We start from the raw sequence: 24,162 nt of genomic DNA on the forward strand, positions 1-24,162 counted from the left end.
CGGACCGTAGCACCGGGATACCGGTCCAGCAGCGCTCTCACCCGACCGGGTGGCCGGTCAGGCGATGCGGCGGTCGTGCCCGGCCCAGAACGGCTCCCGGAGCGCCCGCTTGTCCACCTTGCCGATCGCCGTCAGCGGCAGCGCCTCGGCGAAGTCCACATCGGACGGTACGAAATGCTCACGCCCGAAGAACTCCCTGGCATGTGCCCGGACTTCTTCGGCCGACAGTGCCCCCGAGGCGACCACCACGGCGTGGACCCGCTCGCCCTCGCCATCCTCCCCCGGCACACCGAACACGGCCGCGGAACGGATCAGCGGATGCCGCGCGAGCGCGTTCTCGACCACGGTCGAGCACACCTTGGTGCCGTGCTCGCCGGTGATGATGACGTCGTTCGCCCGGTCCAGCAGGTAGAGGTACCCCTCGTGGTCGAACCGCCCGAGATCACCGGTCCGCAGCCAGCCGTCCCCGATCGGCGCCGACCCGTGGTACCCGACCATCATGGACAGTCCGCGCACCAGGACCTCCCCGTCGTCGATCCTGGCCTCCATACCCGGCACGATCCGGCCCACGGACTCGAGCCGCTCCGGCCTGCCGTCGAGTTCCGCCGCGGAGATGCTCGCGATCATCGGCGCCTCGGTGAGCCCGTAGCCCTGCCCGACCACGGGCCCGAACACCTCGAGCGCCTGAGCCAGCCGCCTCGGCGGTAGCGGAGCGGCACCCAGCGAAAGCTGCCGCACGCAGCTGACGTCGGTCGACGTCATGGCCGGATGGTCGAGCACTTCGGCCAGGCGCGCGGGCGTGAGGGACAACGCGGTGATCCGGTGTTCCGCGATCGCGTCCAGCACGGTGCCCGCGTCGAAACCCCGCAGCAGCACGACACTCTCCCGCCGCAGGATCGCTCCCAGCACGGTGGCGTTGCCGGTCATATGCGTCATCGGCGCGATCAGCAGCGTGCGGCCCGGGCCCGCCGGATCCGGCGCGAAGATATGCGCCATCCCGTCGTAGATCCCGCTGTGCCGGATGAGTTTCGGCGTCCCGGTGGTACCGCCGGTGGGGAAGATGACGGTGACCGACTCCGGCAGCCCGGCCGGGTCGGTCCCGTCGCGGACCGTCAGTTCGTCGAGCGTGATCACGCGCGCCGCGACGGCGGGCCAGTCCGACGGCCGCTCGGTCACCAGGGTCGTGACCCCGGCCGCCTCGACCGCGGCGACGCGATCCGGCGAACTCGCCGACGCGGCGATGAGCAGCACCGTCGAACCCCGCAGCTGTGCGGCGATCTGCAGGAGGACGGTCTCCGGCCGGTTGCCGGCGTCGATGGCGACCACCCCGCCCTCCGGCAGTCCCGCGTACAACCGGCGCACCAGGTCGAACGCCTGCGCGTAGGTGGTCTTCACGCCGTCCTGGACGAACAGCACCTGGTCGCCTCCGGAGCGCAGCGCGTCCAGCACCCGGGTCAAGAACAGACTCTCCACCGGCCGGACCCTAGCCCAGGGTCACGATCCCGAGCAGCACCCGCCGCCGGACGAAGGGGCACCCTCGTAGGCGTCGTGCCAGTCCCACCACTCGTACGGCGGTGTCTGCGGATAGCCCTCCGGCGAGTCCTCCCACTCCTCCTGCCGCCCCAGCGCGGTGATGTCGAGGTAGCTCCACGTGCTCCCCATCGCCTCGTCGCCGCGATCGTTGACGAAATAGGTCCGGAACACCTGGTCACCCTCGCGGATGAAGGCGTTCGTGCCGTGCCACTCGTCCACGCCGAAGTCGACGTCGAAGTCGCCGGCGATCGTGTACCACGGCATCGTCCAGCCCATCCGCGCCTTCATCCGCGCGATGTCCGATTGCCCGCCCCGGGACACGAAGGCCAGGGTGGTGTCACGGGCGTTCAGATGCGCGACGTGCGCGACCTGGTCGGCCACCAGTGAGCAGCCTTTGCAGGCGTGGTCGGGGAAACCTTCCACGCCGGGGTCGAAGAAGGCCCGGTAGACGATCAGCTGACGGCGTCCCTCGAACAGGTCGAGCAGGTTCACCCGGCCGGACGGCCCCTCGAACTCGTACGGCTTCTCGACGGCGAGCCACGGCATCCGGCGCCGCTCGGCGGCGAGCGCGTCGCGGGCTCGGGTCAGCTCCTTTTCCTTCACCAGCAACCGAAGGCGCGCTTCTTCCCATTCGGCCGCGGTCACCGTGTTCATCGCGCCAGCTCCGCGGGCAGGACGCTTCGCCGGTTCGGCTGTCCTTCGCCGGTGGTGATCAAATCGCGCAGACTGGTGCCGACGTAAAAGCTCCACGCCTTGTGACAGACGTCGAAGCATTCGTACTCCGGGACCAGCCCGTGATGGGTGAAGCGCGCTTCGGTCTTGCCGTCCTTCTCGGTGATCTCGAACGTGATCGTGGTGCCGACCCATTCGGTCTCGTCGCGGGTGAAGTCGAAGTGGTTTTCCAGCACCAGCCAGGAGACCTTGCGGCCGGGCACGGATTCGGTGATCCGGATCCGGCAGCGGTGCACCTCTTCGTAGTGGTACTCGAACTCGTCCCCGGTGAACTCGATCTCTTCCGACCACCACCGGCGGACGTCGGTGAAGGCGTCGAAGACCTGCTGCGGCGTCTGATCCACGGTGAAACTCGTCGTGAAGCTCATGATGAACCCTCCAGATGGTCTTTCAGAGCCGCGAGCGGCCCGTCCCAATCCCGGGCGAGCGCGGCGAGGAATTGCTGGGCGACCTGCATCGGGGCCGAGTGCAGCCGGTAGCGGACGCGGCGCCGCTCCCCCTGCTCCGGGATCACCAGCCCCGCGTCGGTGAGCAGCGCGAGGTGCTTGGCGATGGCCTGCCGCGTGATCGGCAGCCGGTCGGCCAGGTCGGTCGCCGTGGCCGGGCCGCCCGAGGCGAGGACGGCGAGAATGCTCCGCCTGCTCGGGTCGGCCAAGGCGACGAAGACCTGTTCGGCGATCGTTTCGTTGTCAGGCGGCATCGAGGTATTCGATCAGTTCGCCCAGCTCGGCCGCCCACCCCTTCGTGTTTCCTTCGAACGCGACCTGGTGTGCCTCGTCCGGCAGCTGGGAGAAGCCGGACTCGACGACGGTGAGCCGCGTACCTCCGTCGTTCGGCACCAGGGTGAATTCGACGTAGGTGCGACGGGGGTCCTCGTCGGGCAGACCGTAGATGTTCCAGGTGAAGCCGAAGATCTCCGGCTCTTCGACGCGCTCGACGCGCATGTTCGCCTTGTGCCCCTCGTCCCATTTCATCTCGGCCGTACCTCCAGGCCGCAGGTCGATATTCGCCTGGTTACCGAACCAGGTGCCCAGGCCTTCGGCCGTGGTCAGCGCGGCCCAGACCTTCGCGGGCGGGTGGGCGATTTCGACGGTGCGTTCGATCCGGTCGGGGAATCCCACGACAGCCTCCTCAAGTAGCAATCAATCGGTTGCTATAACTTTGTATAGCAACCGGCTGATTGCGTCAAGGGCGAGTCAGGAAGCCGTGTACAGCGCGCCGAGGAACTCCAGCAGCAGCCGCTCCCGCAACGGCCCGGGTGCCGTGGCCAGCAACGCGTTGATCTCCGCCATCCGGATGGGCAGCCCGGCCGCGCCGCCGAGTCCCGCGGCCGCCAGCAGCCCGGCGAACTGCTCCGGCGTCAACGTCGCCGGGTCCAGGGCGGCGACGAATTCGGCCACCTGTGGGTCGATGACGACCGGCCCCGCTTCACGGGCGGCCGCGACCGACGCGGCGAGATCGGCGAGGAACTCCTCCTCGCTCCCCCGGTTCGCGGCCGTCACGGTCAGATGCAGGTTCGCGGGCGACGACTCGTGGGCGAACTGCGGCTGGACGTACCAGCCGCGCTCGCGCATCTCGTCCGCGACGGTGAACAGGTCGAGCCCGGCGCCGTCCGCCACGGTGAACGCGAGCAGGGTCGACACCGGATCACCGAGGACACGCACTCCGTCCAGCGCCTCGATCCCGGCGCGGATCTCGACGGCCGCGTCCCGCGCCGCCGAAGCCAGCTTCGCGTAACCCTCGTCGCCGACGTGGCGCACGACCGCCCACGCCGCGGCGAGCGGGCCACCGGACCGCGTGCTCTGCAGCGTGGTGTTCAGCATCGTGTAGCCGGGCCAATCGGCGCTGGCGAAGTACTGCGGCCGGCGAAGGCCGGCGTTGGCGTGCAAGAGAACCGACACGCCTTTCGGGCAGTAGGCGTACTTGTGCAGATCGACCGAGACGCTGGTGACGCCGGGGACGTCGAAGCCGAACGGGCCGAGCCCCAAGTACGGCAGCACCCAGCCGCCGATGCAGGCGTCGACGTGGAACCGGACGCCGTCCAGCAGCGCGGCGATCTCGGGGATCGGGTCGAGGACGCCGTGGGCGTAGGACGGCGCGCTCGCGACGACGAGGACCGTGCTGTCGTCGACCGCGGCGGCCATCGCTTCGGGGACGGCGCGAAAGGTCACCGGATCGACCGGCACCGAAACCACGCGGACACCGAAGAAATGCGCCGCCTTGTGGAACGCCGCGTGCGCGGTCGTGGGCAGCACCATGTTCGGCGTGGCCACGTCGAGACGCGCGTCGCGGGCCGCCAGGACGGCGAGCATGCACGACTCCGTGCCGCCCGAGGTCACCGAACCGACCGTCTCCGCCGTACCGCCCAGCAGACGCGCGGCGGTACCGACGAGGTCGTTCTCCATCCGAAGCAGACTCGGGAACGCCGTCGGGTCGAGCCCGTTGGCCGACGACGCCAGCTTGTGCGCCGCCGCGCCGAGTTCGTCCACTTCGGACAGACCACTGTCGTAGACGTATGCGAGCGTCCGGCCTCCGTGCGTCGGCAAGTCCCCGGCGCGCAGCTCCCGCAATTCCCTCAGGACGTCCTCGGCGGTCACGCGCGGCGCTCCAGCACCGACCTGCGCAGCAACGGGATGCCCAGCACGATCAGCACGGCCGGGAGGATCGACGCGCCGAGCAGGATCGCCGTGAGCGCGCTGTCCGGCTGCGCGACCTTGGCGTCGAGGCTGGACTGATAGCCGCCGAACTGCAGCACCAGCCCCCAGAGACCCGGTCCGAGCGCGAGCCCCAGCGTCTCCGACGCCGTCCAGACGCCGGCCGCGACCCCGGCCCTGGTCTCGCCGGTCCGCTCCTCCTCGTCGCTGATCAGATCCGGCAGGATCGCCAGCGGAAACACCGAGATCCCCGCGTAGCCGACCCCGCAGAAGGCCACGAACACCATCGTGACGGCGAACGGGAACACCTCGGCGCCGAGAAGCCCCAGCAGGCCGACGCCGAACGCGGCGGTGGCGATCCGGAACCCGGCCAGCTTCCCGACGCTCGCCCCGAGGCGCGGCCACAGCGGCATGGTCAGCAGCGCCGGACCGACGAATCCGACGAACAGGACCGTCGAGTAGCCGGAGCTGCCGAGGATCCGCTCGGCGAAGAACGGGATCGCGGCCAGCACCGTGCCGATGCCGAGCGCCTGGATGAAGTAGACGCCGAGCAGCCAGCGGAACGGACGCCACTGCGCGAGTGTCCGGAGCAGTTCGCGCGGGCTGACCGTGTTCGGCCGCAGCGCGCCGACGGGAGCGCCCTTGAGCCCGAAGTACACGCCGAGCGTCGCGAGCAGGATGACCACCGCGATGAACAGACCCATGACCCGGTAGCCGGCGACACCGCCGATGAGGTCGGTGATCGCGGGCGCGCCACCGCCGGAGACCAGGATGGCGACCGCGAGGAAACCGATCCGGACGCTGGTCAGCTTCGTGCGCTCTTCGGCCGAGTCCGTCAGCTCGGCGGGCAGTGCGTTGAACGGCACCTGGAAGAACGCGTACGCGGTGGCGCACAACAGGAACACGACGACGACGTAGATCGCGTCGGGTACCGGGCCGCCGAAGCCGGGATGCGCGAACAGGGCCGCGAAGAGGATCGAAACGCCGATTCCGCCGTAGAGCAGGAATCGGCGGCGGCTGCCGGTGCGGACCATGTCCGCGTCCGACAGCCTTCCCGCGATCGGGTTGAACAGCACGTCCCACGCTTTGGGCACGAACACGATCAGGCCGGCCACGCCCGCCGCGACGCCCATCGTGTCGGTGAGGTACTTCAGGAGGAGCAGGCCGGGAACCGTGCCGAAGGCGCCGGTGACGAACGAGCCGAGCGAGTAGCGGTACCTCGTCCGTGCTGGCAGCGATGCCATGATCCTCCTCGAGGCGGTTCTCCCGATGAAGGCCTCAGTATTGGATCTTGGCCACCACCGGGTAGTGGTCGGAGGGAATCGTGCCACCGTCGTAATGCACGAGCTGTACCGGGCCGACAGCGGCGCGTGGACGCCCGCCCGCGTGCACGGCTCCGACGTAGTCCAGCGAGTCACGGTAGGTCGCCGGAACGGACTTCGCGGCGTTCGGGTTCGTGGCCGCGTCGAAGGTGTACGCGCCTTCGCCCGTCGTGCGCAGGATGCCACTGAGGAAGGCTTCGCCCTGCTGGACCTGGGTCCGGCCGAGGGAGTCCTTGCGCGTTTGCCCGGCCCAGTACTCGATGTTCAGGTCGCCCGCGATGACGACCGGCTCGCTCGCGGGGGCGTATTTCGTGACCAGGTCCCGGATCTCGCCGAGCTGCGCCATCCGGGTCTCGTGCGCCTTCGGCAGCGTCTCCGGCCCCTCGTCCGCCTGCATGTGCGTCCCCGCGATCCACACCGGCTTCCCGTTGACGACCAGCCGGGCGAGCGCGGCACCCTTGTTGGACAGGTAGTCCGCTGTGCCGGAGTAGGAATTGCGGAAGACCAGCTGGTGCTGCTCGGTCACCGGTGCCTTGCTGAGCACGGTGACCCCGCCATTGACCACGACGGGGGAATTCGAGCAGTTCCCGTTCACCGTGGTCCAGCCGGGCGAAGTGCCACAGTGCTGTCCGACGAGTGGGGTCTGATACGGCCAGACGTCCTTCAGCCGGGTCCGCAGTTCCTCCGCCTGGGCGCTGAAAGCCTCGTCCAGGACGACGACGTCGGCGTCGTTCGCGCGGATGACGTCCTCCGCCGCGCGAGCCCTGGCCTGTTTGTCCGAAGTGTTCGGGCTGGCGATCCAGGGCAGCTGCCAGATGTTGAAGGCCATGACCTTCACCGAGACCGCCGCCTGGGCGGGCGCGGCGGTTCCGGCGAACATCGCGGCGGCGATGGCGAGTACGGCGAGTTTCCGCACGAAAGCCCCTTCCGGTGTCAGGAGACGACGAACGTCCGCGAAGTCCCGCTGAACGCGGAGATCGCCCCGTTCCAGCCGTTCTTCCAGTTGCCGAAGTGGATCACGCGATATTTGCCGATCGGGGCGTTCGCGGGGATCTTCCAGTGGACGACGGCTTTCGATTCGGCGACGAACGTCCGTGCCCAGTGGTACTTCGTGTCCCAGTCGCCGTCGTCGGCGTGCCGGACCCACTTGCCGTCGACCAGCCGCTGGATCTCCAGGAAGGTACCGCCGCGCCGCAGGTCGTTCTTCGGATGTCCCGTCACGAACTCGACCGCGACCTGCTCACCGCGCGCGTAGGTGCTCTTCGCGTCGACAAGGACGTCACCGAAGTTCTTGAACGCGGGCGGGCTGTCGAAGACGACCCCGGGCTGGAAGTTGATCAGCTTGCCGCGCAGGTCCCGCGGCGTCGGCCCGTGCGGCACCGCCGTCCCCGCCTTCATCGCGGCCGCGAGTTTGGCGAACTCCTGCTGGTAGGCCGGAAGCGTGTACCGCCCGTACAGCGTCGACGCGCCTTCGTACTGCTGCGAGTCGTACTCCTCGGGCGTGGTGACGTACTGGCTGTACGCGTTGGCGTACCCCTGGACGAGCACGTTCTCCAGCGGGACACCGAGTTCGGCGGCGACGGTCCGGCGCAGGCGCAGCCCGGCGACGATGGTCAGCTCGGCGGGCACGGCCACGAGATGCAGCTGCCCGATCCGGACCAGCTGCAACGGCAGGACCTCCGGCGTCCACGGATACGGCTTCATCGCGCCGAACGGCACCGCGATCACCTTCGGCGCGTGCGCGTCCGCGAGTGCCTGCGGGATCGGCGCGTCGATGCCACCGAGCCAGTCGATGAACGGGTTCTTCACGCCTTCGGGGAGTGGCAGGCCGGGGCCGTCCTCGCGGCTGCCCGCCAGCATCGACACCCCGATAGCGGCCGTGCAGGTGCGCTGCGGCCGTCCGTTCGGGGTGTACTTCGCGTCGACGGCGACGTCGGACATGTCCACGTAGCACATCCGGTGGTCCACGCCGCCCGTCACAGCCTCCGCGGCGGCGTCGAAGGCGCTCTTCGCCGCGCGGAACTGGAGATCGCCGATGGTGCGGGTGTTCTCGAACTCGGTTTCGGGGGTGCCGGGTTCGAGGTTCAGGTTCGGGCTCATGTCGCCGGTGTTGGTCTGCGGGAAGGCGGCGACGAACCGCGGGTTCCCGTCGAGGTACCGCACGCCGGCGTGGTCGTGCTCCCACTCGTAGGCGGCGTAGCCCTTGTTGTCGCCGCTGATCAGGTGGTTGCCGTTGCTCATCGACGTCCCGTGCGTGGCGAACCAGCTGATCGCGCCGACGTCGACGCCGTTCTGGCTGAAGCGCAGGACCGTAACGGCCGGGTCGATGGCCTGCGGGAAGTGGTCCCTGTCCGCCTGCGGGTTCAGGTCGAAGGCCTTGCGTGAGCGGTTGACGCTGGCCTTGGTCAGTTCGGCGCGGCCGAGCCGGATGGAGCCGGGCGCGAGGTTCGCGTGTGCCCGGGCGATCGCCTCGAAGATCCCGTCGACGTGCGCGTCGTACACCTGCTGCTGGAAGCCCAGGATCGCCAGATCGTAGGCGGCGTAATGGGAATCCCCGCCGCACGCGGAGTGGGTGTGCGTGGCGTTGAGGAGGACGTTCTGCTCGGTGTAGAGGTCGCCGTACGCGGCCTGGAGCTTGCGCAGCACGCCCTGGTGGACGGACTGGAACAGCGCGCCGAGGTCGGCGGTGACGAAGGCGATCCGCTTGGCGCCGTCGTCGACCACGAAGGCGCGCGCCCGGGTGCGCAGGTGGATGCCGGCGGTCTGCTGCTGCGGCATCGAGTAGCCCATCATGCCGTTCTCGGCGGCCGGGCCGGTGACGTCGGAGAGCCCGGCGCCGACGCGGAACCCCCGTGCCGGACCCGCTTGCGCCTGCTGGGCGCCGAGCACGCCCGCCGCGACGGGCAACGCCGCCGCACCCGCGAGAACCCGCCTCCGGCTCACCGTCATGAGTCGCACCTCCCGGCCACGAACATGAACCGACTTCATGTTCGTGGCGGGGACGCTACGTGATGGGCCTCACTGCCGCAACCCACGAAAGGTGCGGGGGCTGAAGGGGCCTTTCCCCGCGTCTGATGCGGCGAAGGGCGCTTTCACCGCATGTGATGCAGGGAAAGCGTCCTTCAGCAGAAGGGGCGAGGACACTGACCTTCGCCGGCGGCGAGAGGGACCCGGCCACGACCGCGGCTTTCGCGGCATCACTTCCGACCGGATTCCTCGTGAGTGGCAAGGACGGTTCTAACCGTCCTTGCCACTCACGAGACCGGGGCGACTACGCGAGGGTTTCCGCGACCCTCGTGAGCGTCGCGGCATCGCCCCGCAAAAGCAGCGTGGTCACCACGGTCTCGTCCCACGCCGCGAGTTCGTCGCGGATCTTTTCCGCAGGTCCGATCAGCGAGGTGTCCTCGACCAGTGACGTCGGGATCGCGGCGGTCGCCTCGTCCTTGCGTCCGGCCAGATACAGCTCCTGCACCTTGTCGGCGACGTCCTCGTACCCCATCCGGGCGAAGACGTCGTGGTGGAAGTTGACCGATTTCGCGCCCATGCCGCCGATGTACAGCGCGAGCGACGGTTTGATCCAGCTCGCCGCCTCCTCGACGTCGTCGTGGACGAGCACGGGCACGGACGCGGCGACCTCGAAATCGTCGAAACCGTGCCGGGCCCCGGGACGAGAGAAGCCCTCCTGCAGCGCAGTCCGATAGAAGGCATCGCTCTTGGGCGAGAAGAACAACGGGAGCCAGCCGTCGCAGATCTCCGCCGACAGCGCGACGTTCTTCGGCCCCTCCGCGGCGAGGAAGATCGGGACCTCCTTGCGGAACGGGTGCACTGTGGACTTGAGCGGTTTGCCGAGCCCCGTTCCACCCTGCAGCGGCAGCTGGAAATGCTGCCCGTCGTGGGTCACCGGCGCCTCGCGCGCGATGACCTTCCGCACGATGTCGACGTACTCGCGCGTGCGGGCGAGCGGCTTCGGATACGGCTGCCCGTACCAGCCTTCGACCACCTGCGGCCCGGACGCGCCGAGCCCGAGCACGAACCGCCCACCGGACAGGTGATCCAGGGTCAGCGCGTGCATGGCCGTCGCGGTCGGGGTGCGCGCCGACATCTGGACGATGTTGGTGCCGAGTTTGATCCGGCTGGTCGACGCGCCCCACCAGGCGAGCGGCGTGAACGCGTCCGAGCCGTAGCCCTCGGCGGTCCACACGGAATCGAACCCGAGTTCTTCGGCCCGCAGCACCGCGTCCAGCGCGCCCTCCGGCGGACCGGACGACCAGTAACCGAGGTGGTAACCCAGCTTCATCGAGGCTCCTAGTCAGACGTTCGGTGAGTAGTGCTCGGGTTTGCCCCGCTCCGAAAGCGGCGGAAGGTTCCTCGCGGGAGTCTCGACCAACGGCGCGTCGGGGGCCAGTTCCCCACGCTCGCGGCGCCAGCCCGCCCTGGCCCGCGGGTGGTAGCGGCGGTCTCGCGGGACCAGCTTGAACGCCGCGTTGATCAGCTTGCCCACCCGGCGATGGCGTCGCTCGTCGCGGTCGGTCCAGGTGTAGCCGAGCCGCTCGCGGATCGGCGGGTCGTACAGGCCGACCGTCAGCCAGACGAAGTTCCGCGCCACGTGCCCGCGGACGAGGTTCCACGCGAAATCCGGCAGCCAGGGCAGGAAATGCGGTTTGGCGATGTCGTGGATTTCGAGGACGTCGCGCGTGGCCTTGTTGTCCTCCAGCACGTCCTCGCACATGCGCTTCCAGTAGAGCTGGAAGTCCTCCCACGATTCCGGCACCGGGCGCATGCTCATGCCGTACATCTCGTACCACTGGACGTGCTCGTCGAACAGCTTCCGCTTCTCGGCCTCGCCGATCCCGCCGCAGAAGTTGTCGGCAATGAGGATCGCGCTGACGAAGAACGTCGAATGCGCCCAGTAGAACGTGTCCGGGTTGAGCGCGTGATAGCGCCGCCCGTGCTTGTCGATGCCTTTGATCCGATCGTGGTAGCCGCGCACCTCCAGCGCGGTCTGCCGGGCGCGCGGACCGTCGTAGATCACTCCCCCGATCGGGTACAGCGAGCGGAACAACCGCTGCCAGCGCTCCTCGAAGAACCGCGAGTGTTCCTCGACGCCCGCGCCCAGCTCGGGGTGCATGTTCTGCATGGATCCGGCCCAGAGCGCGATGAGCAATCCGCGCCAGTCGCCGAAGTACTTCCAGGTCAGCGAATCCGGTCCCAGCGGCCGCGGCTGTGTCATCCCCGGTCTCCTCAATGAGCTGGTTAAATTGACCACAACTGTTGTCAGGTTAAGGTTGACAACGGCCGTAGTCAACAAGAGGAGCCGATCATGGCCGGCCGCAGCTGGGCAGGCACGACCCTGGACGACCGCAAGGCCGCGCGGCGGGGACAACTCGTCGACGCGGGCCTCGACCTGCTCGGGATCCAGGGCAGCGCCGGGGTGAGCGTCCGCGCGGTGTGCCGTCACGCCAAGCTCACGGAGCGGTATTTCTACGAGAGCTTCGCCGACCGCGAGGAACTCGTCGTCGCGGTCTACGAGCACATCGGCGAGCAGGCGCGGCAGGCTCTGGTCGACGCGGTCAGCGACACGGCCGAACCCGCCGAACGGGCGAAGGCCGCGGTCCGCGCCTTCGTCGAATTGATGCTCGACGATCCGCGCAAGGGCCGCGTGCTCCTGCTCGCGCCGATCACCGATCCCGCGCTGACCACGCGCGGGATCGCGCTCCTCCCTTCGTTCGCCGAGCTGGTCAGCGGGCAGTTGTCCCATGGTGACGCGGCCGAACGGCAGATGACCTCGATCGGACTGGTCGGCGCGCTGAGCAACGTGTTCATCGCCTACCTCGACGGCTCGCTCAAGGTGAGCCGCGAGCGCCTGATCGACCATTGCGTCCGCCTCGTACTCGGCGCCGACCGCGAACCTGTCGGCGGAGGTGACTTGCCTCCACGAAAGCGGTCCAACGCGTGAACCCGCCCCGGCCGGAGGCCCCGCCATCGCCGTGGCAGGGCGCCCTGCCGACGTCGATCGCGGTCGCGGGTTCACCTTCAGGCGCTCAGCCCTGACCGCGTTCGGCGACCAGCTGCAGGGCGATGTCGATGATCATGTCCTCCTGCCCGCCCACGTATTTCGCGGCGCCGACGCGATACAGGATTTCGTGCGCCGGGACGTCGTACCGCTCGGCGGCGCGCTCGGCGTGCAGGAGGAAACTCGAGTACACCCCGGCGAAGCCCTGCACGATCGACGACCGATCCATCACCGGCAGCCGGGTGATGTAGGGCTTCACGACGTTCTCGGCCGCGTCCATCAGCACGTCCTTGTCGACGCCGGTGCGGATCCCGAGCCGTTCGAACGTCGCCGCGAGGACCTCGGTCGGCGAGTTGCCCGCGCCCGCGCCGAGCGCCACGAGCGAACCGTCGATCTGCCGCGCGCCCGCCCGATAGGCGAGCACCGAGTTCGCGACGCCGAAGCTCAGGTTCTGGTGTCCGTGGTAGCCGACCTGCGCCTCGTCGCCGAATTCCGCCACCAGCGCGGCGACGCGTTCACCGGCGTCCTCCAGGATCAACGCCCCGGCGGAATCGACGACGTACACGCATTGGCAGCCGGCGTCGACCATGATCCGGCCCTGTTCCGCCAGCGCCTCGGGCGTGGACATATGGGACAGCATCAGGAAACCGACGGTCTCCAGCCCGAGTTCCCTCGCCGCGCCGAAATGCTGGACGGAGACGTCGGCCTCGGTGCAGTGGGTCGCGATCCGGACCGCGCCCGCGCCGAGGTCGGCCGCCACGCGCAGATCGCCGACCGTGCCGAGGCCGGGCAGCAGCAGTACCGCGATCTTCGCGTGCCGCGCCTCGTCGACCGCCGCCTCGATCAGCTTTCGTTCGTCCACAAGGGAAAAACCGTAGTTGAACGTCGAGCCGCCGAGCCCGTCGCCGTGGCTGACCTCGATCAACGAGACCCCGGCGTCGTCCAGCGCCCGGACGGTGTCGCGCACGTTCTTCTCGGTGAACTGATGCGCCATCGCGTGGCTGCCGTCGCGCAGGCTCGTGTCGACGAGCCGGACCTCCCGGCTCACGTCGTCCCAGCTCATGCCGCCACCTCCTGCGTGGCCAGCAGATCGCCGACGCGGGCGGCCGCGGCCGTCATGATGTCGAGGTTCCCGGCGTATTTCGGCAGGAAGTCCCCATTCCCGGCGACCTCCAGGAACACCGCGACCCGTGCTTGCCCGCTCCAGCCTGGCCGCGGTGGGTCGTATTGAGGGTCCGCCTTGAGCGTGTAACCCGGCACGTAACCCTGGACCGTTTCGACCATCCGGTGGATGGATTCGCTCACCGCGTCGAAGTCCGCGTCCGGGTCGATCGCGCAGAACACCGTGTCGCGCATGATCATCGGCGGTTCGACGGGATTGATGATGATGATCGCCTTGCCGCGGCTCGCTCCCCCGACGAGTTCGATCCCGCGCGCCGTCGTCGCGGTGAACTCGTCGATGTTCGCCCGGGTTCCCGGGCCGGCCGAGCGCGACGAGACGGACGCGACGATCTCCGCGTAGGGCACCGGCGTCACCCGGGACACCGCGTGCACGATCGGGATCGTGGCCTGGCCGCCGCAGGTGATGAGGTTGACGTTCGGCACGTCCAGCCGTTCGGGCAGACCCACGGCGGGGCAGGTGAACGGGCCGACCGCGGCCGGGGTCAGGTCGATCGCGCGGATCCCGGCGCTCGCGTACCGCGGCGCGTTCGCCAGATGCGCCTTCGCCGAGGTCGCTTCGAAGACCAGATCCGGCAGCTCGTCGCGCGACAGCAGCCAGTCGACGCCGCCGGCGGAGGTCTCCAGTCCCAATGCCGCGGCCTTGGCCAGCCCGTCCGAATCCGGGTCCACGCCGACCATGTACCGCACCTCGACGTGCTCGCTGCGCCTCAGCTTCGCGAGCAGGTCGGTGCCGATGTTCCCGGGACCGACGATCGCGGCCACCGCTTTCCGTTGCGCCATGCCAGGTGACGCTCCCCGCTCGGATAGGGCACACTCAACCCATGCGTGCCGCTGGGCGGAACGACGACCCGGAACGAACCGGAGCGGACGGCCTCGTCGCCGCCCGGATCTCCGCGCTGCTCTCGGCCTTCCGCCCCGGCGACGACGCGCTCGGTGTCTCCGAGCTGGCGCGGCGGACCGGCCTGGCGAAATCGACCGTCCACCGGCTCACCGGGCATCTGGTCGCGACCGGCCTGCTCGAACGCGAGGACGCGGCGGTGCGGCTCGGGCTGAAACTGTTCGAGATAGGCCAGCTGGCGGTCCGGCGCCGGGGACTCGTCGAGGCGGCGCGGCCGTATCTGGCCGATCTCCGCGAGGCGACCAGGAACACCGTGCACCTGGCGGTTCTGGAAGGCACCGAGGTCGTCTACCTCGACATCCTCCGGGGACCCGACGCGCCGTCGCTGCCGTCCCGGATCGGCGGCCGGTTCCCCGCACACGCCACCGGCGTCGGCAAGGCGATCCTCGCGTTCTCGCCGGAATCCGTGGTGACCCAAGTGATCGACGCCGGTCTGCCCCGCGTGAGCGTGCGGACGATCACCGCCGCGGGACTGCTGCGACGTCAACTCGCCAAGATCCACGGCGAGGGAATCGCGTTCGAACGGGAGGAATCCGGCGTCGGCGTCGTCTGCGCGGCGAGCCCGCTGCTCGACGCGCAAGGTGTCGCGGTGGCGGCGTTGTCGATCTCCGGCTGGGCGAATCGCATGCACACCAACCGGGTCGCGCCCGCGGTCCGGACAGCCGCTCTGGCGTTGTCGCGCACGCTCTGAGTTCTAGGCGACGAGCCCCCGCCGGATCAGTTCCGGGCGCACGCCCTCGCCGAACCAGTACGCCTCCTCCAGATGCGGGTATCCGGAGAGGACGAACTCCTCGATGCCGTGCGCGTGGTACTCCTCGATGAGATCGGCGACTTCGCCGTGACTGCCGACGAGGGCGGTGCCCGCGCCACCGCGCACGAGACCGATCCCGGCCCAGAGATTCGGGTACACCTCCAAGCCGCGGACGCCGCCGTCGGTCTTCCCGCCGTGCAGCGCGGCCATCCGCTGCTGGCCGACGGATTCGCTGGCGGACAACTGTTTCTGGGTGTGGGCGATCCGCTCCGGGTCGATCGCGTCGAGCAATTTGCCCGCCTCCGCCCAGGCTTCCGCCGACGTGTCCCGGGACAGGGTGTGCAGCCGGATGCCGAAGCGGAGCTTCCGTCCCTGCTCCTCCGCGAGTTCACGGACCTTGGTGATCTTCTCGGCGACCTGCGCGGGCGGCTCGCCCCACGTGAGGTAGACGTCGGCGTGCCTTGCCGCGATCGGGAGCGCGGCCGCGGACGAACCACCGAAATAGATCGGCGGAACCGGATCCGGCGCCGCGCGCGTGGTCGCGCCCTCGACCTTGAGGTGCTCACCGTCGAAGTCGAACGGCTTGCCGCTCCACACTCCGCGCACGATCTCGAGGAACTCGCCGGTGCGGGCGTAACGCTGATCGTGGTCGTGCCAATCGCCGAACCTGCGCTGCTCCACCGCGTCGCCGCCGGTGACGACGTTGAGCAGCACACGCCCCTGCGAGATCCGCTGGAACGTGCCTGCCATCTGCGCGGCCAGCGTCGGCGAGATCGTCCCTGGCCGGAACGCGACCAGGAATTTGAGGGTTCTCGTCTCGCGGATCAGGGCGGCCGTCGTCAGCCAGGCGTCCTCGCACCAGGTGCCGGTCGGGGTCAGCACGCCTTCGAAACCGTTGGCCTCGGCGGCGCGGGCGACCTGCGCGAGATAGTCGAGGCTCGGCTCGCGGGCGGCGGACGCCCCGGCGGCGCGGCTGGCGTGGAAGTGCTCCACGATCGTCCGGCCGTCACCGGTGGTGGGCAGGAACCAATGCAGCTTGAGCGTCACGGCACCGAGCTTCGGCTCCCGGGGCGAGCCGGGTCAATCCGCAGGCCTCGCGTCCCGCGATCTGGACGCCCTTCCACACATTTAGTCCTCTCGATGCGGAGAGGTCAGCCGCCGAACATCAGCCGCCATTCGTCCAGCGACTTCGGCCGGAACACGAAGTTCGTGTCCTTCACCCGCGACAGGTTCGCCGACGGCTCCGCCGAGTACTGGTGGCCCGGGTAGACGACCGGATCGCCGTCCAGCCCGGCCAGCCACTGCAGGCTCCGGTAGATCGCCTCCGCGTCACCGCCGGGAAAATCGGTCCGGCCACAGCCTTCCAGGAACAACGTGTCGCCGGAGACGAGCTTCCCGTCGACCAGGAAGCACTGGCTGCCCGGAGTGTGCCCGGGCGTGTGCAGCAGCCGGATCGGCACGGCGCCGACCTCGAGGACGTCGTCGTGTTCGTGCGACCGCAGATCGGTTCCGGAGACGCCGGTGATCCGGCGGACCCACTCGGCCTCCGCGCCGTTGACGTGGATCGGTACCTGGACGCGTTCGAGCAGTTCCGCGATCCCCGGCAGCGAGAAGCCCATCATCTCGCCGCCGACGTGGTCGGGGTGGTGGTGCGTGGCGAGGACGCCGGTCAGCCGCATGCCGTCGGCTTCGAGCAGGTCCAGCAGATCGCCGACGGCGTACGCCGGGTCGACGATGACGGCCTCGTTCGTCTCCCGGTCGCCGATCAGATAGGCGAAGTTGACCATCTGCGTCGCGACGGGATCCCCCACCGCGAAGTCACGGCCCGCGAGCAATTGCCGGAAGTACAGCCTGTCAGCCATGCGGACACCTTACGGCGCTACTCCCCCGTGGTTCCGTCGGCCAGCTCCCGCAGGATGTCCAGATGCCCGACGTGCCGGGCGGTCTCCTGGACGACGTGCGCGAGCACCCAGCGGACGGTGAACTTCCCCGACCTGCGCGCGCGATCGCCCGGCGAGACCCCGGCCAGCGCCGACTCCGACAGGGCCCACTCGGCGCGGTACGCCTCGACGACCGAACGCGGGTCGTCGTCCTCGGTCAGGTCCCAGCTCGGATCCGGTGAGCCTTCCCACAGCGAAGGCAGGTCCGCGCCGCCCGCCTCGATCGAGAGCCACCAGCGCTCCACCGCGGTCAGATGTTTGAGCAGCCCCAGCGCGCTCATCCTCGGGGAAGGCGGCAGCGGTGTCGCGGCCGCCTGCTCCCTGGTCAGCCCTGCGACCTTGTTCACCGCCGTCGCGCGGAGGAAACGCAGGAAGTCCCACTGGATCCCGGCTTCGTCCTCGGCGATCCCGTCCGGCCAGGCGCGTGCCACCGGCTCGGCCGCACTCGAACCCGTGTTCGACATGTCGGTCACCCTACACATACGGCGAACTCGCGTGATCGAAGGCGTAACTCGCGTGATTGGAGGCGTAACTCGTGAGTTACGCCTGCAATCACGCGAGTTACGTGCCCGATCACGCGAGATCTCCGGTGGTCACCGCAGGGCTAGGCTCACCGTTCATGTGGTGGGGTTTGATGTGCGCGTTCTTCGCGGCCTGTGCGTACGGCGTCGCTTCGGTGATGCAGGCGATCGCCGCGAAAGCGACCTCGGGCGCGGAAGATCGCGTCGATCCCCGTCTGCTCGTGCGGGTGCTGCGGCAGTGGAAGTTCGTCGCGGGTCTCGCGCTCGACGTCGTCGGGTTCGTCGCCCAGGTCGCCGCGCTGCGCGTACTACCACTGTTCGTGGTCCAGGCGGCGCTGGCGGGCAGCCTCGCCGTGACGGCGGTGGCCGCGCGGACGCTCGGAGTCCGGCTCGGCCGTCGCGAGTGGACGGCGGTCGCGGTCGTCTGCGCCGGGCTCGCGTTGCTCGGGATGTCGGCGGAGAGCGAAGGCTCGGCGTCGACCGGGCTGGGTTTCCGGCTCGTGCTGATCGGCGCGGTCGTGGTGCTCGGCACGGCCGGGATGTTCGCCGGGCGCGCGTCGCGCCGGATCCGGACACCGGCGCTCGGTTTGATCGCCGGCCTGTGCTTCGGCGTCGTCGCCCTCTCCGGGCGCGCGCTCACCAGCCTCGCCCCGCTGGATCTGCTGACCGACCCGGCCACGTACACGCTGTGTGTGGCGGGTGCGCTGGCGATGTTGTTCTACGCCACCGCGTTGCAGCGCGGCAGCGTCACGACCTCCACCGCGATGATGGTGATCGGCGAGACCGTGTTCCCCTCCCTGATCGGGGTGCTCGTGCTGGGCGACACCACGCGCCCGGGGTTCGCGGTCGTGGCGGCGGTCGGATTCGTGCTCGCGGTTTCGGCGGCGCTGGCGCTGGCCCGGTTCGGTGAGCCCGCGCCGATCGAGCCGGTCAGCGCGCAGCTCGGCTGACCCCGCGCCGCGACACCAGCAGCCAGGCCAGGTACAGCCCGCCGATCGCCCCGGTCACGAGGCCGACGGGCAGACCGGTCAAGAATTGCTGGGTGATCAGGTCACTGGTGACCAGCAGGAGCATGCCCATCAGCGCGGCCGCGGCGAGCCCTGGGCCTGAAGACCGCGTGAGCCGCTTGGCCAGCTGAGGCGCGGCGAGCGCCAGGAACGCGATCGGGCCGGCGGCCGCCGTCGCGATCGAACACAGCCCGACGCTGACCCCGAGGAGCACGACGCGGCTCCGCTGCACCGGCACGCCGAGCCCCTTGGCCGAGTCGTCCCCCATCTCCAGCAGGGAAAGCCTTCTGCCGTAGACGAGGGCGGGCGGCAGCAGGACGGCGATGGCGATGGCGACCGGGACGACGTGCTCCCAGCCGCGGCCGTTGAGCCCGCCGACCAGCCACGCCTGCGCCGCCAGGCCGTCCTGCCAGGAGGCCCTGGTGATCAGATACGAATTGAACGCGAGCAGCATCGCGTTCACCCCGATGCCGACGAGGACCAGCCGGAACGTGTGCACGCCGCCTTTCAGCGCGAGCAACGCGATCAAGCCCGCGGTCACGACACCGCCGACCAGCGCGCCCAAGGAAACCTGGAGCATGCCGCCGTGCACCACGATGATCGTCAGCAGGGCCCCGGCGGCCGCGCCTTCGGTGAAACCGATGAAGTCGGGGCTACCCAAGGGATTCCCGGACAGGCTCTGCAGGATCGCGCCACTGACCGCGAGCGCGCCGCCGACCAGCAGCGCGGTCAGCAGCCGGGGCAGCCGCAGGGTGGTCACGATGAACTCGGTGCTCCGGTCGCCGAAGCCGAACAGCGTCTGGATGACCTCACCGACGGACAACGGGTAGTCGCCGGTGGTCATGCTCACCGCGCCGAGGAAGAACACGGCTATGGCCAGCAACGCGACGACGATCGCGGCCCGCGGGGTGATACGAAGGGAAAGTCCGCCGCCCGGGGTGCGCAGGACGCGGGTGCTCATCCGTGGGTGCTCCTTGATCGCGGTCACAGCCGGGCCAGCTTCCTGCGTCGGCAGAGCGCGATGAACACCGGCGCGCCGAGGAACGCGACGACGATGCCCGCCTGCAGTTCCTCCGGCGGGTTCAGCACGCGGCCGACGACGTCGGCGCCGATCAGCGCGATCGGCGCGAGCAGCATCGAATACGGCAGGACCCAGCGCTGATCGGGGCCGACCAGCATCCGCGCGGCGTGCGGCACGGCGAGCCCGAGGAAGATGACCGGCCCGATGGCCGCGGTTCCCGCACCGCAGAGCAGGGTCACCACGATCGCGCCCAGCACCCGGGTGCGCCCGACGTGGGCGCCGAGCGCCTTGCCGGTCTGGTCGCCGAGCGCGAGGACGTTGAGCGGCCGGGCCAGCAGCAACGCGATGATCGCGCCGACCGCCACGAACGGCGAGATCTGCCAGAACACGTCCCATTTCCGGCCGCTGAGCGAACCGACGTTCCAGAAGCGGAACTGGTTGAACGTCTCGGGCATCAGCAGCAGGATCCCGACGATGTAGGCCTGGAGCACGGCCATGACGGCCGAACCGGCGAGCACGAGCCGGTCCGGCGTGGCACTGCGTCCCGCGGAGCCGAGGACGTAGACCACGACCGAAGCGATCGCCGCCCCGGCGAAGGCGAACCAGATGTAGCCGAGCACGCCGGTGACCCCGACGAACGCGATGCCGGAGACGACCGCGGCCGAGGCGCCGGTGTTGACCCCGAGCAGGCCGGGGTCGGCGAGCGGGTTCCGGGTGAGCGCCTGCATCACCGCGCCTGCCAGGCCGAGTGCCACGCCGACGACCACGCCCAGCAGGGTCCGCGGGATGCGGAGGTCGTGGATGATCACCGCCTCGGTCGAGCCGTCGTTATGCCACAGCACCGACCAGGTGGAGGTGAACGGGATGCTCTTCGACCCCACCCAGATGCTGAGCAGGAACACCAGCGCCAGCAGGGCGAGCCCGACCAACAGTCCGCCGGCGCGGAACGTCCGTGCCGCCGCGCTGGGCGAGGACGCCACAGCGGGCGGGCGTTCGGTGACGACCACGGAACCTCCTTCGAGTGAGGCGAGGCTAACCGAACGCCGGAGTTCACCTCAACGAGCTACCTACTTAGACTAGCCTTACCTTCCCCACCACGAACGGAGGCGCCGGTGACCGCAACGGCCACCACCAGCCGGAGTGTCCTGCGGCAGGCGATTTCCGGGCAACGACGGCGGGTCACGCTCGCCTCCGTGCTCGCCGCCGGGCACCAGGGCGGTGAAGCGCTCGTCCCGGTGATCATCGGCGTGGTGATCGATCAGGCGGTCGACGGCGGTTCGGTGGGCACGCTCGTGTTCTGGCTCGCCGTGCTCGGCGTGATCTTCGCGGGACTGTCCTACAGCTACCGGTTCGCCGCGCGCGCCGCGGAAGGCGCCTCGCTGCGGGCGGCGCACGACCTTCGCCTCGCGATCAGCCGACGGGTCCTGCATCCCGGTGGCGGCGCCGACAAGGGCAAGCTCGCGGGCGAACTGGTCAACATCGGCACCAGCGACGCGCAACGCGTCGGGGTGGTGAACGCGGCACTGCCGTTCGGGATCGCCGCGCTCGCCGGCGTACTGGTCAGCGCCATCGCGCTCCTGCGGATCTCACTTCCGCTGGGACTCCTCGTGCTCCTGGGCACACCGCCGCTGCTGTACCTCGCGCATCTCATCGGCAAACCGCTGGAGCGCCGCAGCGAAGCCGAACAGGAACGGTCCGCACACGCCTCGGGCGTCGCCACGGACCTGGTTTCCGGCCTGCGGGTACTCAAGGGCATCGGCGCCGAACCCGCCGCGGTCGCCCGCTACCGCGAAACGAGCCAGAACTCGCTCAAGGCGACCTTGCGCGCCGCACGGGCCAAGGCCTGGCACGACGGCGCGGTGCTCGCGCTGACCGGCGTCTTCATCGCGATCGTCGCCCTCGTCGGCGGGCATCTCGCGTCGTCGGGTTCGATCAGCGTCGGCGACCTCGTCGCCGCGGTGGGGCTCGCCCAGTTCCTGCTCACACCGTTCCTGATCTTCTCGTGGGTCAACGGCGAACTGGCACAGGGCCGCGCGTCGGCGGCCCGGGTCGCCGACCTGCTGACCACGCCGGTGGCGGTCGAACCGGGCGACGGCGAACTCCCGTCGCCCGCGACCGGGAACGTCCGGTTCACCGAGGTCACCTACGGCGCTCTCCGCGGCGTCGACCTCGACATCCCGGCCGGACAGCTGATCGGCGTCGTCGCCGCGGACCCGGCCGCCGCGACCGATCTGCTCGACTGTCTCGGCCGCGCGGGAGATCCGGCCGAGGGCACGGTCCACGTCGACGGCGTCGATCTGTCCACTGTGGACCCCGACCGGGTACGGGAGGTCGTCCTGGTCGCCGCGCACGACGCGGATCTGTTCGAAGGAACACTGGCGGAGAACGTCCACGCGGACGGCCGGTCCGCCGGCGAGGCGCTGGCCGCGTCGGCCGCGGACGAGGTCGCGGCGGCCCTGCCCGACGGCACCGCGACCGCGGTCACCGAACGCGGACGCTCCCTCTCCGGCGGCCAGCGGCAGCGGGTCGCGCTCGCCCGCGCGCTCGCCGCGGACGCGCCGGTGCTCGTCGTCCACGACCCCACGACGGCGGTCGACACGGTGACCGAGGCGAAGATCGCCACCGGGCTCGCCCGGCTACGACGAGGACGGACCACGATCTTGGTGACCACGAGCCCCGCCCTGCTCGCCGCGGCCGATCGCGTCGTCGTCCTCGACGGCGGGCGGATCACCGGCGAGGGCGGCCACGCCGAACTCGCCCGTGACCGCGCCGACTACCGCGCGGCGGTGCTGTCATGACCCGCGAACTCCTCCCCACCGCCGACGGCAAGCGGATCCGCGCGGTCCTCGGCGAACTGCTCCGCACCTCGAAGGCCCGGGCCGCCGGGGCGCTGGCGATGCTCGTCGGCGCGACCGCGATCGGGCTGCTCACCGCCCGGCTGCTCGGCCACATCGTCGACCTGGTCATCGAGAAACGGCCCGCGACCGAACTGACCACCCCCGTGGTGGCTCTGGTCCTGGTCGCCGTCGCACAGGCCATCGCGACGGCGCTGGGCGTCTCGCTCACCGCCAAGCTCGGCGAAACACTGCTCGCTGAACTCCGCGAACGGTTCGTCGACCGGGCGCTGGGACTCCCGCTGGAACAGGTCGAACGCGCGGGCTCCGGCGACCTGACCGCCCGCGTCACCAACGACGTCACGGTCGTCGCGAGGGCGGTCCGCGAAGCCCTGCCGGAACTGGGCCGCTCGGTGCTGACGATCGTGCTGACCCTCGGCGCGCTCGCCGTCCTCGACTGGCGGTTCCTCCTGGCGGCACTGCTCGCGACACCGATCCAGCTGCACACCGTGCGCTGGTATGTCCGCAACGCCGTGCCGTTGTACGCGAAGCAGCGGATCGCGACGGGTTCGCAGCAACAGCAACTGCTCGACACGATCGGCGGCGCGAAGACCGTCCGCGCGTTCCGGCTCGCCGACGCCCACGTGGAGCGCGTCCGGCAGCGGTCCGAGGGCGCGATGGACCTGATGCTGCGCGGCGTCCGGCTGATGACGAGGTTTTTCGCCCGGCTCAACCTGGCCGAGTTCGTCGGTCTCTCGGCGGTGCTCGCGGCCGGGTTCCTGTTGGTGGGAGCCGACGCCGTGACCGTCGGCGCGGCGACCGCGGCGGCGTTGTACTTCCACAGCCTCTTCGGTCCGATCAACAGCGCGCTGGCGCTCGTCGACGACGCGCAAGCCGCCGCGGCGAGCCTCGCCCGGCTGATCGGCGTCGCCGACCTGCCCGCGCCGCGCGAACCCGAGCGGCCGGCGAAACCCGTCGACGCCTCGGTGAAGGCGGCAGGGATCTCTCATTCCTATGTGGACGGTCATCCGGTGTTGCGAGACGTCGACCTCAGCCTCTCCCCCGGTGAGCGGGTGGCGCTGGTCGGCGCGAGCGGGGCGGGCAAGACGACGCTGGCCAAGCTGATCGCCGGGATCCACACCCCGGCCTCGGGGACCATTTCCGTGGGCGGGGTCCCGCTCGACGAACTCGGGCCGTCCGCCACGCGGCAGGCGGTCGCGCTGATCAGCCAGGAGGTGCACGTCTTCGCCGGTTCGCTGGCGGACGACCTCCGCCTCGCCCGTCCCGGTGCGACCGACGCGGAACTGTTGGCGGCACTGGAAAAGGTCGGCGCGCGCGGCTGGGCGGAGGCACTGAGCGACGGTCTCGCGACCGTGGTCGGCGAGGGCGGGCATCGGCTGACCGTCACCCAGTCCCAGCAGTTGGCGCTGGCGAGGCTGGTGCTCGCCGATCCGCCGATCGCGATCCTCGACGAGGCGACCGCCGAAGCCGGGAGCGCGGGCGCGAAGACCCTCGAAGCCGCAGCGGCCGCCGCACTGGAGGGCCGGACCGGTCTGGTCGTCGCGCACCGGCTGACGCAGGCGGCGGCGTCGGATCGCGTCGTCGTGCTCGACGCGGGCGTGATCGTCGAAAGCGGGACCCACGACGAACTCGTGGCTGCCGGCGGTCAGTACGCAACGCTTTGGGCGGCCTGGTCCGACAACCGTTCACAGACGTGACCCGGGACGCAGCGTCACTGGTTGCAATCGGGCGGT

General features: G+C 69.9%; 23 protein-coding genes. 5 read left to right on the top strand and 18 right to left on the bottom strand.

The features are described from left to right. Positions 1-57: 57 nt before the first annotated feature. From BLW75_RS05510 to BLW75_RS05560, 11 genes are all read right to left on the bottom strand, one after another. A complete protein-coding gene (locus BLW75_RS05510; protein ID WP_034306392.1) occupies positions 58-1,473 on the bottom strand; it encodes a class I adenylate-forming enzyme family protein in 1,416 nt (471 codons plus the stop codon). Positions 1,474-1,494: 21 nt separating this feature from the next. Beyond that, on the bottom strand, positions 1,495-2,187 hold the full coding sequence (locus BLW75_RS05515) for a DUF899 domain-containing protein (RefSeq protein WP_034306391.1): 693 nt from the start codon (positions 2,185-2,187) through the stop codon (positions 1,495-1,497). Beyond that, positions 2,184-2,633: an SRPBCC family protein gene (locus tag BLW75_RS05520; protein ID WP_034306388.1), complete on the bottom strand. Its 450-nt coding sequence runs from the start codon at positions 2,631-2,633 to the stop codon at positions 2,184-2,186. Before BLW75_RS05520 ends, BLW75_RS05515 begins: the two co-directional genes overlap by 4 nt. Next, a complete protein-coding gene (locus BLW75_RS05525) occupies positions 2,630-2,965 on the bottom strand; it encodes an ArsR/SmtB family transcription factor (protein WP_034306386.1) in 336 nt (111 codons plus the stop codon). The genes BLW75_RS05520 and BLW75_RS05525 overlap by 4 nt, the downstream gene beginning before the upstream one ends. Continuing rightward, entirely contained in the window at positions 2,955-3,386 is a 432-nt protein-coding gene (locus BLW75_RS05530; RefSeq protein WP_034306383.1) for an SRPBCC domain-containing protein, read from the bottom strand. The genes BLW75_RS05525 and BLW75_RS05530 overlap by 11 nt, the downstream gene beginning before the upstream one ends. A gap of 75 nt (positions 3,387-3,461) precedes the next feature. Next, entirely contained in the window at positions 3,462-4,862 is a 1,401-nt protein-coding gene (locus BLW75_RS05535) for a pyridoxal phosphate-dependent decarboxylase family protein (RefSeq protein ID WP_034306381.1), read from the bottom strand. Continuing rightward, complete coding sequence (locus BLW75_RS05540) at positions 4,859-6,163, bottom strand: MFS transporter (RefSeq protein WP_034306379.1); 1,305 nt, start codon at positions 6,161-6,163, stop codon at positions 4,859-4,861. The genes BLW75_RS05535 and BLW75_RS05540 overlap by 4 nt, the downstream gene beginning before the upstream one ends. A 34-nt stretch (positions 6,164-6,197) precedes the next feature. Further along, positions 6,198-7,157 (bottom strand): sphingomyelin phosphodiesterase, encoded by a 960-nt coding sequence (locus BLW75_RS05545; protein WP_034306377.1) that lies wholly within the window; start codon positions 7,155-7,157, stop codon positions 6,198-6,200. Positions 7,158-7,174: 17 nt separating this feature from the next. Next, positions 7,175-9,190, bottom strand: a complete 2,016-nt coding sequence (locus BLW75_RS05550; protein WP_034306374.1) for a neutral/alkaline ceramidase — start codon at positions 9,188-9,190, stop codon at positions 7,175-7,177. 322 nt (positions 9,191-9,512) lie between these two features. Next, on the bottom strand, positions 9,513-10,538 hold the full coding sequence (locus BLW75_RS05555; RefSeq protein ID WP_034306372.1) for an LLM class F420-dependent oxidoreductase: 1,026 nt from the start codon (positions 10,536-10,538) through the stop codon (positions 9,513-9,515). Positions 10,539-10,550: 12 nt separating this feature from the next. Next, positions 10,551-11,471, bottom strand: a complete 921-nt coding sequence (locus BLW75_RS05560; RefSeq protein ID WP_034306368.1) for an oxygenase MpaB family protein — start codon at positions 11,469-11,471, stop codon at positions 10,551-10,553. A gap of 90 nt (positions 11,472-11,561) precedes the next feature. Between BLW75_RS05560 and BLW75_RS05565 the strand changes: the two genes are divergently transcribed. After that, complete coding sequence (locus tag BLW75_RS05565) at positions 11,562-12,197, top strand: TetR/AcrR family transcriptional regulator (protein ID WP_091596922.1); 636 nt, start codon at positions 11,562-11,564, stop codon at positions 12,195-12,197. An 85-nt stretch (positions 12,198-12,282) separates the two neighbouring features. On the opposite strand, the gene dmpG is transcribed toward BLW75_RS05565, so the two are convergent. Together dmpG and BLW75_RS05575 are read right to left on the bottom strand one after the other, a co-directional pair. Then, positions 12,283-13,317, bottom strand: coding sequence for a 4-hydroxy-2-oxovalerate aldolase (gene dmpG / locus BLW75_RS05570; protein ID WP_034306365.1), 1,035 nt, complete (start codon positions 13,315-13,317; stop codon positions 12,283-12,285). Further along, positions 13,314-14,216, bottom strand: coding sequence for an acetaldehyde dehydrogenase (acetylating) (locus BLW75_RS05575; protein WP_034306361.1), 903 nt, complete (start codon positions 14,214-14,216; stop codon positions 13,314-13,316). The genes dmpG and BLW75_RS05575 overlap by 4 nt, the downstream gene beginning before the upstream one ends. A gap of 41 nt (positions 14,217-14,257) precedes the next feature. Between BLW75_RS05575 and BLW75_RS05580 the strand changes: the two genes are divergently transcribed. Next, entirely contained in the window at positions 14,258-15,025 is a 768-nt protein-coding gene (locus BLW75_RS05580; protein WP_034306359.1) for an IclR family transcriptional regulator, read from the top strand. 3 nt (positions 15,026-15,028) lie between these two features. On the opposite strand, the gene BLW75_RS05585 is transcribed toward BLW75_RS05580, so the two are convergent. The 3 genes from BLW75_RS05585 to BLW75_RS05595 all read right to left on the bottom strand — a co-directional run bounded on the left by BLW75_RS05585 (position 15,029) and on the right by BLW75_RS05595 (position 17,489). Then, positions 15,029-16,132, bottom strand: a complete 1,104-nt coding sequence (locus BLW75_RS05585; RefSeq protein ID WP_034306356.1) for an LLM class flavin-dependent oxidoreductase — start codon at positions 16,130-16,132, stop codon at positions 15,029-15,031. 104 nt (positions 16,133-16,236) lie between these two features. Then, entirely contained in the window at positions 16,237-16,947 is a 711-nt protein-coding gene (locus tag BLW75_RS05590) for an MBL fold metallo-hydrolase (protein ID WP_034306353.1), read from the bottom strand. A gap of 17 nt (positions 16,948-16,964) precedes the next feature. Then, positions 16,965-17,489, bottom strand: coding sequence for a DinB family protein (locus tag BLW75_RS05595; protein ID WP_034306350.1), 525 nt, complete (start codon positions 17,487-17,489; stop codon positions 16,965-16,967). A gap of 155 nt (positions 17,490-17,644) precedes the next feature. Here BLW75_RS05595 and BLW75_RS05600 point away from each other — a divergent pair, with 155 nt between their 5' ends. Then, positions 17,645-18,496, top strand: coding sequence for a DMT family transporter (locus BLW75_RS05600; RefSeq protein ID WP_034306348.1), 852 nt, complete (start codon positions 17,645-17,647; stop codon positions 18,494-18,496). On the opposite strand, the gene BLW75_RS05605 is transcribed toward BLW75_RS05600, so the two are convergent. Together BLW75_RS05605 and BLW75_RS05610 are read right to left on the bottom strand one after the other, a co-directional pair. Further along, positions 18,477-19,514, bottom strand: coding sequence for a FecCD family ABC transporter permease (locus BLW75_RS05605; RefSeq protein WP_091599554.1), 1,038 nt, complete (start codon positions 19,512-19,514; stop codon positions 18,477-18,479). The two genes, BLW75_RS05600 and BLW75_RS05605, sit on opposite strands and share 20 nt — an antisense overlap. 23 nt (positions 19,515-19,537) lie before the next feature. Further along, entirely contained in the window at positions 19,538-20,581 is a 1,044-nt protein-coding gene (locus BLW75_RS05610; protein ID WP_034306343.1) for a FecCD family ABC transporter permease, read from the bottom strand. Between the two features lie 105 nt (positions 20,582-20,686). On the opposite strand from BLW75_RS05610, the gene BLW75_RS05615 reads away from it, so the two are divergent. Both BLW75_RS05615 and BLW75_RS05620 read left to right on the top strand, forming a co-directional pair. Beyond that, entirely contained in the window at positions 20,687-22,372 is a 1,686-nt protein-coding gene (locus BLW75_RS05615) for an ABC transporter ATP-binding protein (protein WP_034306340.1), read from the top strand. Further along, positions 22,369-24,126, top strand: a complete 1,758-nt coding sequence (locus BLW75_RS05620; protein WP_034306338.1) for an ABC transporter ATP-binding protein — start codon at positions 22,369-22,371, stop codon at positions 24,124-24,126. Before BLW75_RS05615 ends, BLW75_RS05620 begins: the two co-directional genes overlap by 4 nt. The last annotated feature ends 36 nt before the right edge of the window (positions 24,127-24,162 follow it).

Origin of the sequence: Amycolatopsis lurida (assembly GCF_900105055.1) — a bacterium.
GTDB lineage: Bacteria > Actinomycetota > Actinomycetes > Mycobacteriales > Pseudonocardiaceae > Amycolatopsis > Amycolatopsis lurida.

Excerpts from the sequence above, each read along its gene's own strand:
- BLW75_RS05515 (WP_034306391.1), bottom strand. The coding sequence starts at position 2,187 with ATGAACACGGTGACCGCGGCCGAATGGGAAGAAGCGCGCCTTCGGTTG.
- BLW75_RS05520 (WP_034306388.1), bottom strand. The coding sequence starts at position 2,633 with ATGAGCTTCACGACGAGTTTCACCGTGGATCAGACGCCGCAGCAGGTC.
- BLW75_RS05525 (WP_034306386.1), bottom strand. The coding sequence starts at position 2,965 with ATGCCGCCTGACAACGAAACGATCGCCGAACAGGTCTTCGTCGCCTTG.
- BLW75_RS05540 (WP_034306379.1), bottom strand. The coding sequence starts at position 6,163 with ATGGCATCGCTGCCAGCACGGACGAGGTACCGCTACTCGCTCGGCTCG.
- BLW75_RS05550 (WP_034306374.1), bottom strand. The coding sequence starts at position 9,190 with ATGACGGTGAGCCGGAGGCGGGTTCTCGCGGGTGCGGCGGCGTTGCCC.
- BLW75_RS05555 (WP_034306372.1), bottom strand. The coding sequence starts at position 10,538 with ATGAAGCTGGGTTACCACCTCGGTTACTGGTCGTCCGGTCCGCCGGAG.
- BLW75_RS05560 (WP_034306368.1), bottom strand. The coding sequence starts at position 11,471 with ATGACACAGCCGCGGCCGCTGGGACCGGATTCGCTGACCTGGAAGTAC.
- BLW75_RS05565 (WP_091596922.1), top strand. The coding sequence starts at position 11,562 with ATGGCCGGCCGCAGCTGGGCAGGCACGACCCTGGACGACCGCAAGGCC.
- dmpG (WP_034306365.1), bottom strand. The coding sequence starts at position 13,317 with ATGAGCTGGGACGACGTGAGCCGGGAGGTCCGGCTCGTCGACACGAGC.
- BLW75_RS05575 (WP_034306361.1), bottom strand. The coding sequence starts at position 14,216 with ATGGCGCAACGGAAAGCGGTGGCCGCGATCGTCGGTCCCGGGAACATC.
- BLW75_RS05580 (WP_034306359.1), top strand. The coding sequence starts at position 14,258 with ATGCGTGCCGCTGGGCGGAACGACGACCCGGAACGAACCGGAGCGGAC.
- BLW75_RS05590 (WP_034306353.1), bottom strand. The coding sequence starts at position 16,947 with ATGGCTGACAGGCTGTACTTCCGGCAATTGCTCGCGGGCCGTGACTTC.
- BLW75_RS05595 (WP_034306350.1), bottom strand. The coding sequence starts at position 17,489 with ATGTCGAACACGGGTTCGAGTGCGGCCGAGCCGGTGGCACGCGCCTGG.
- BLW75_RS05600 (WP_034306348.1), top strand. The coding sequence starts at position 17,645 with ATGTGGTGGGGTTTGATGTGCGCGTTCTTCGCGGCCTGTGCGTACGGC.
- BLW75_RS05605 (WP_091599554.1), bottom strand. The coding sequence starts at position 19,514 with ATGAGCACCCGCGTCCTGCGCACCCCGGGCGGCGGACTTTCCCTTCGT.
- BLW75_RS05620 (WP_034306338.1), top strand. The coding sequence starts at position 22,369 with ATGACCCGCGAACTCCTCCCCACCGCCGACGGCAAGCGGATCCGCGCG.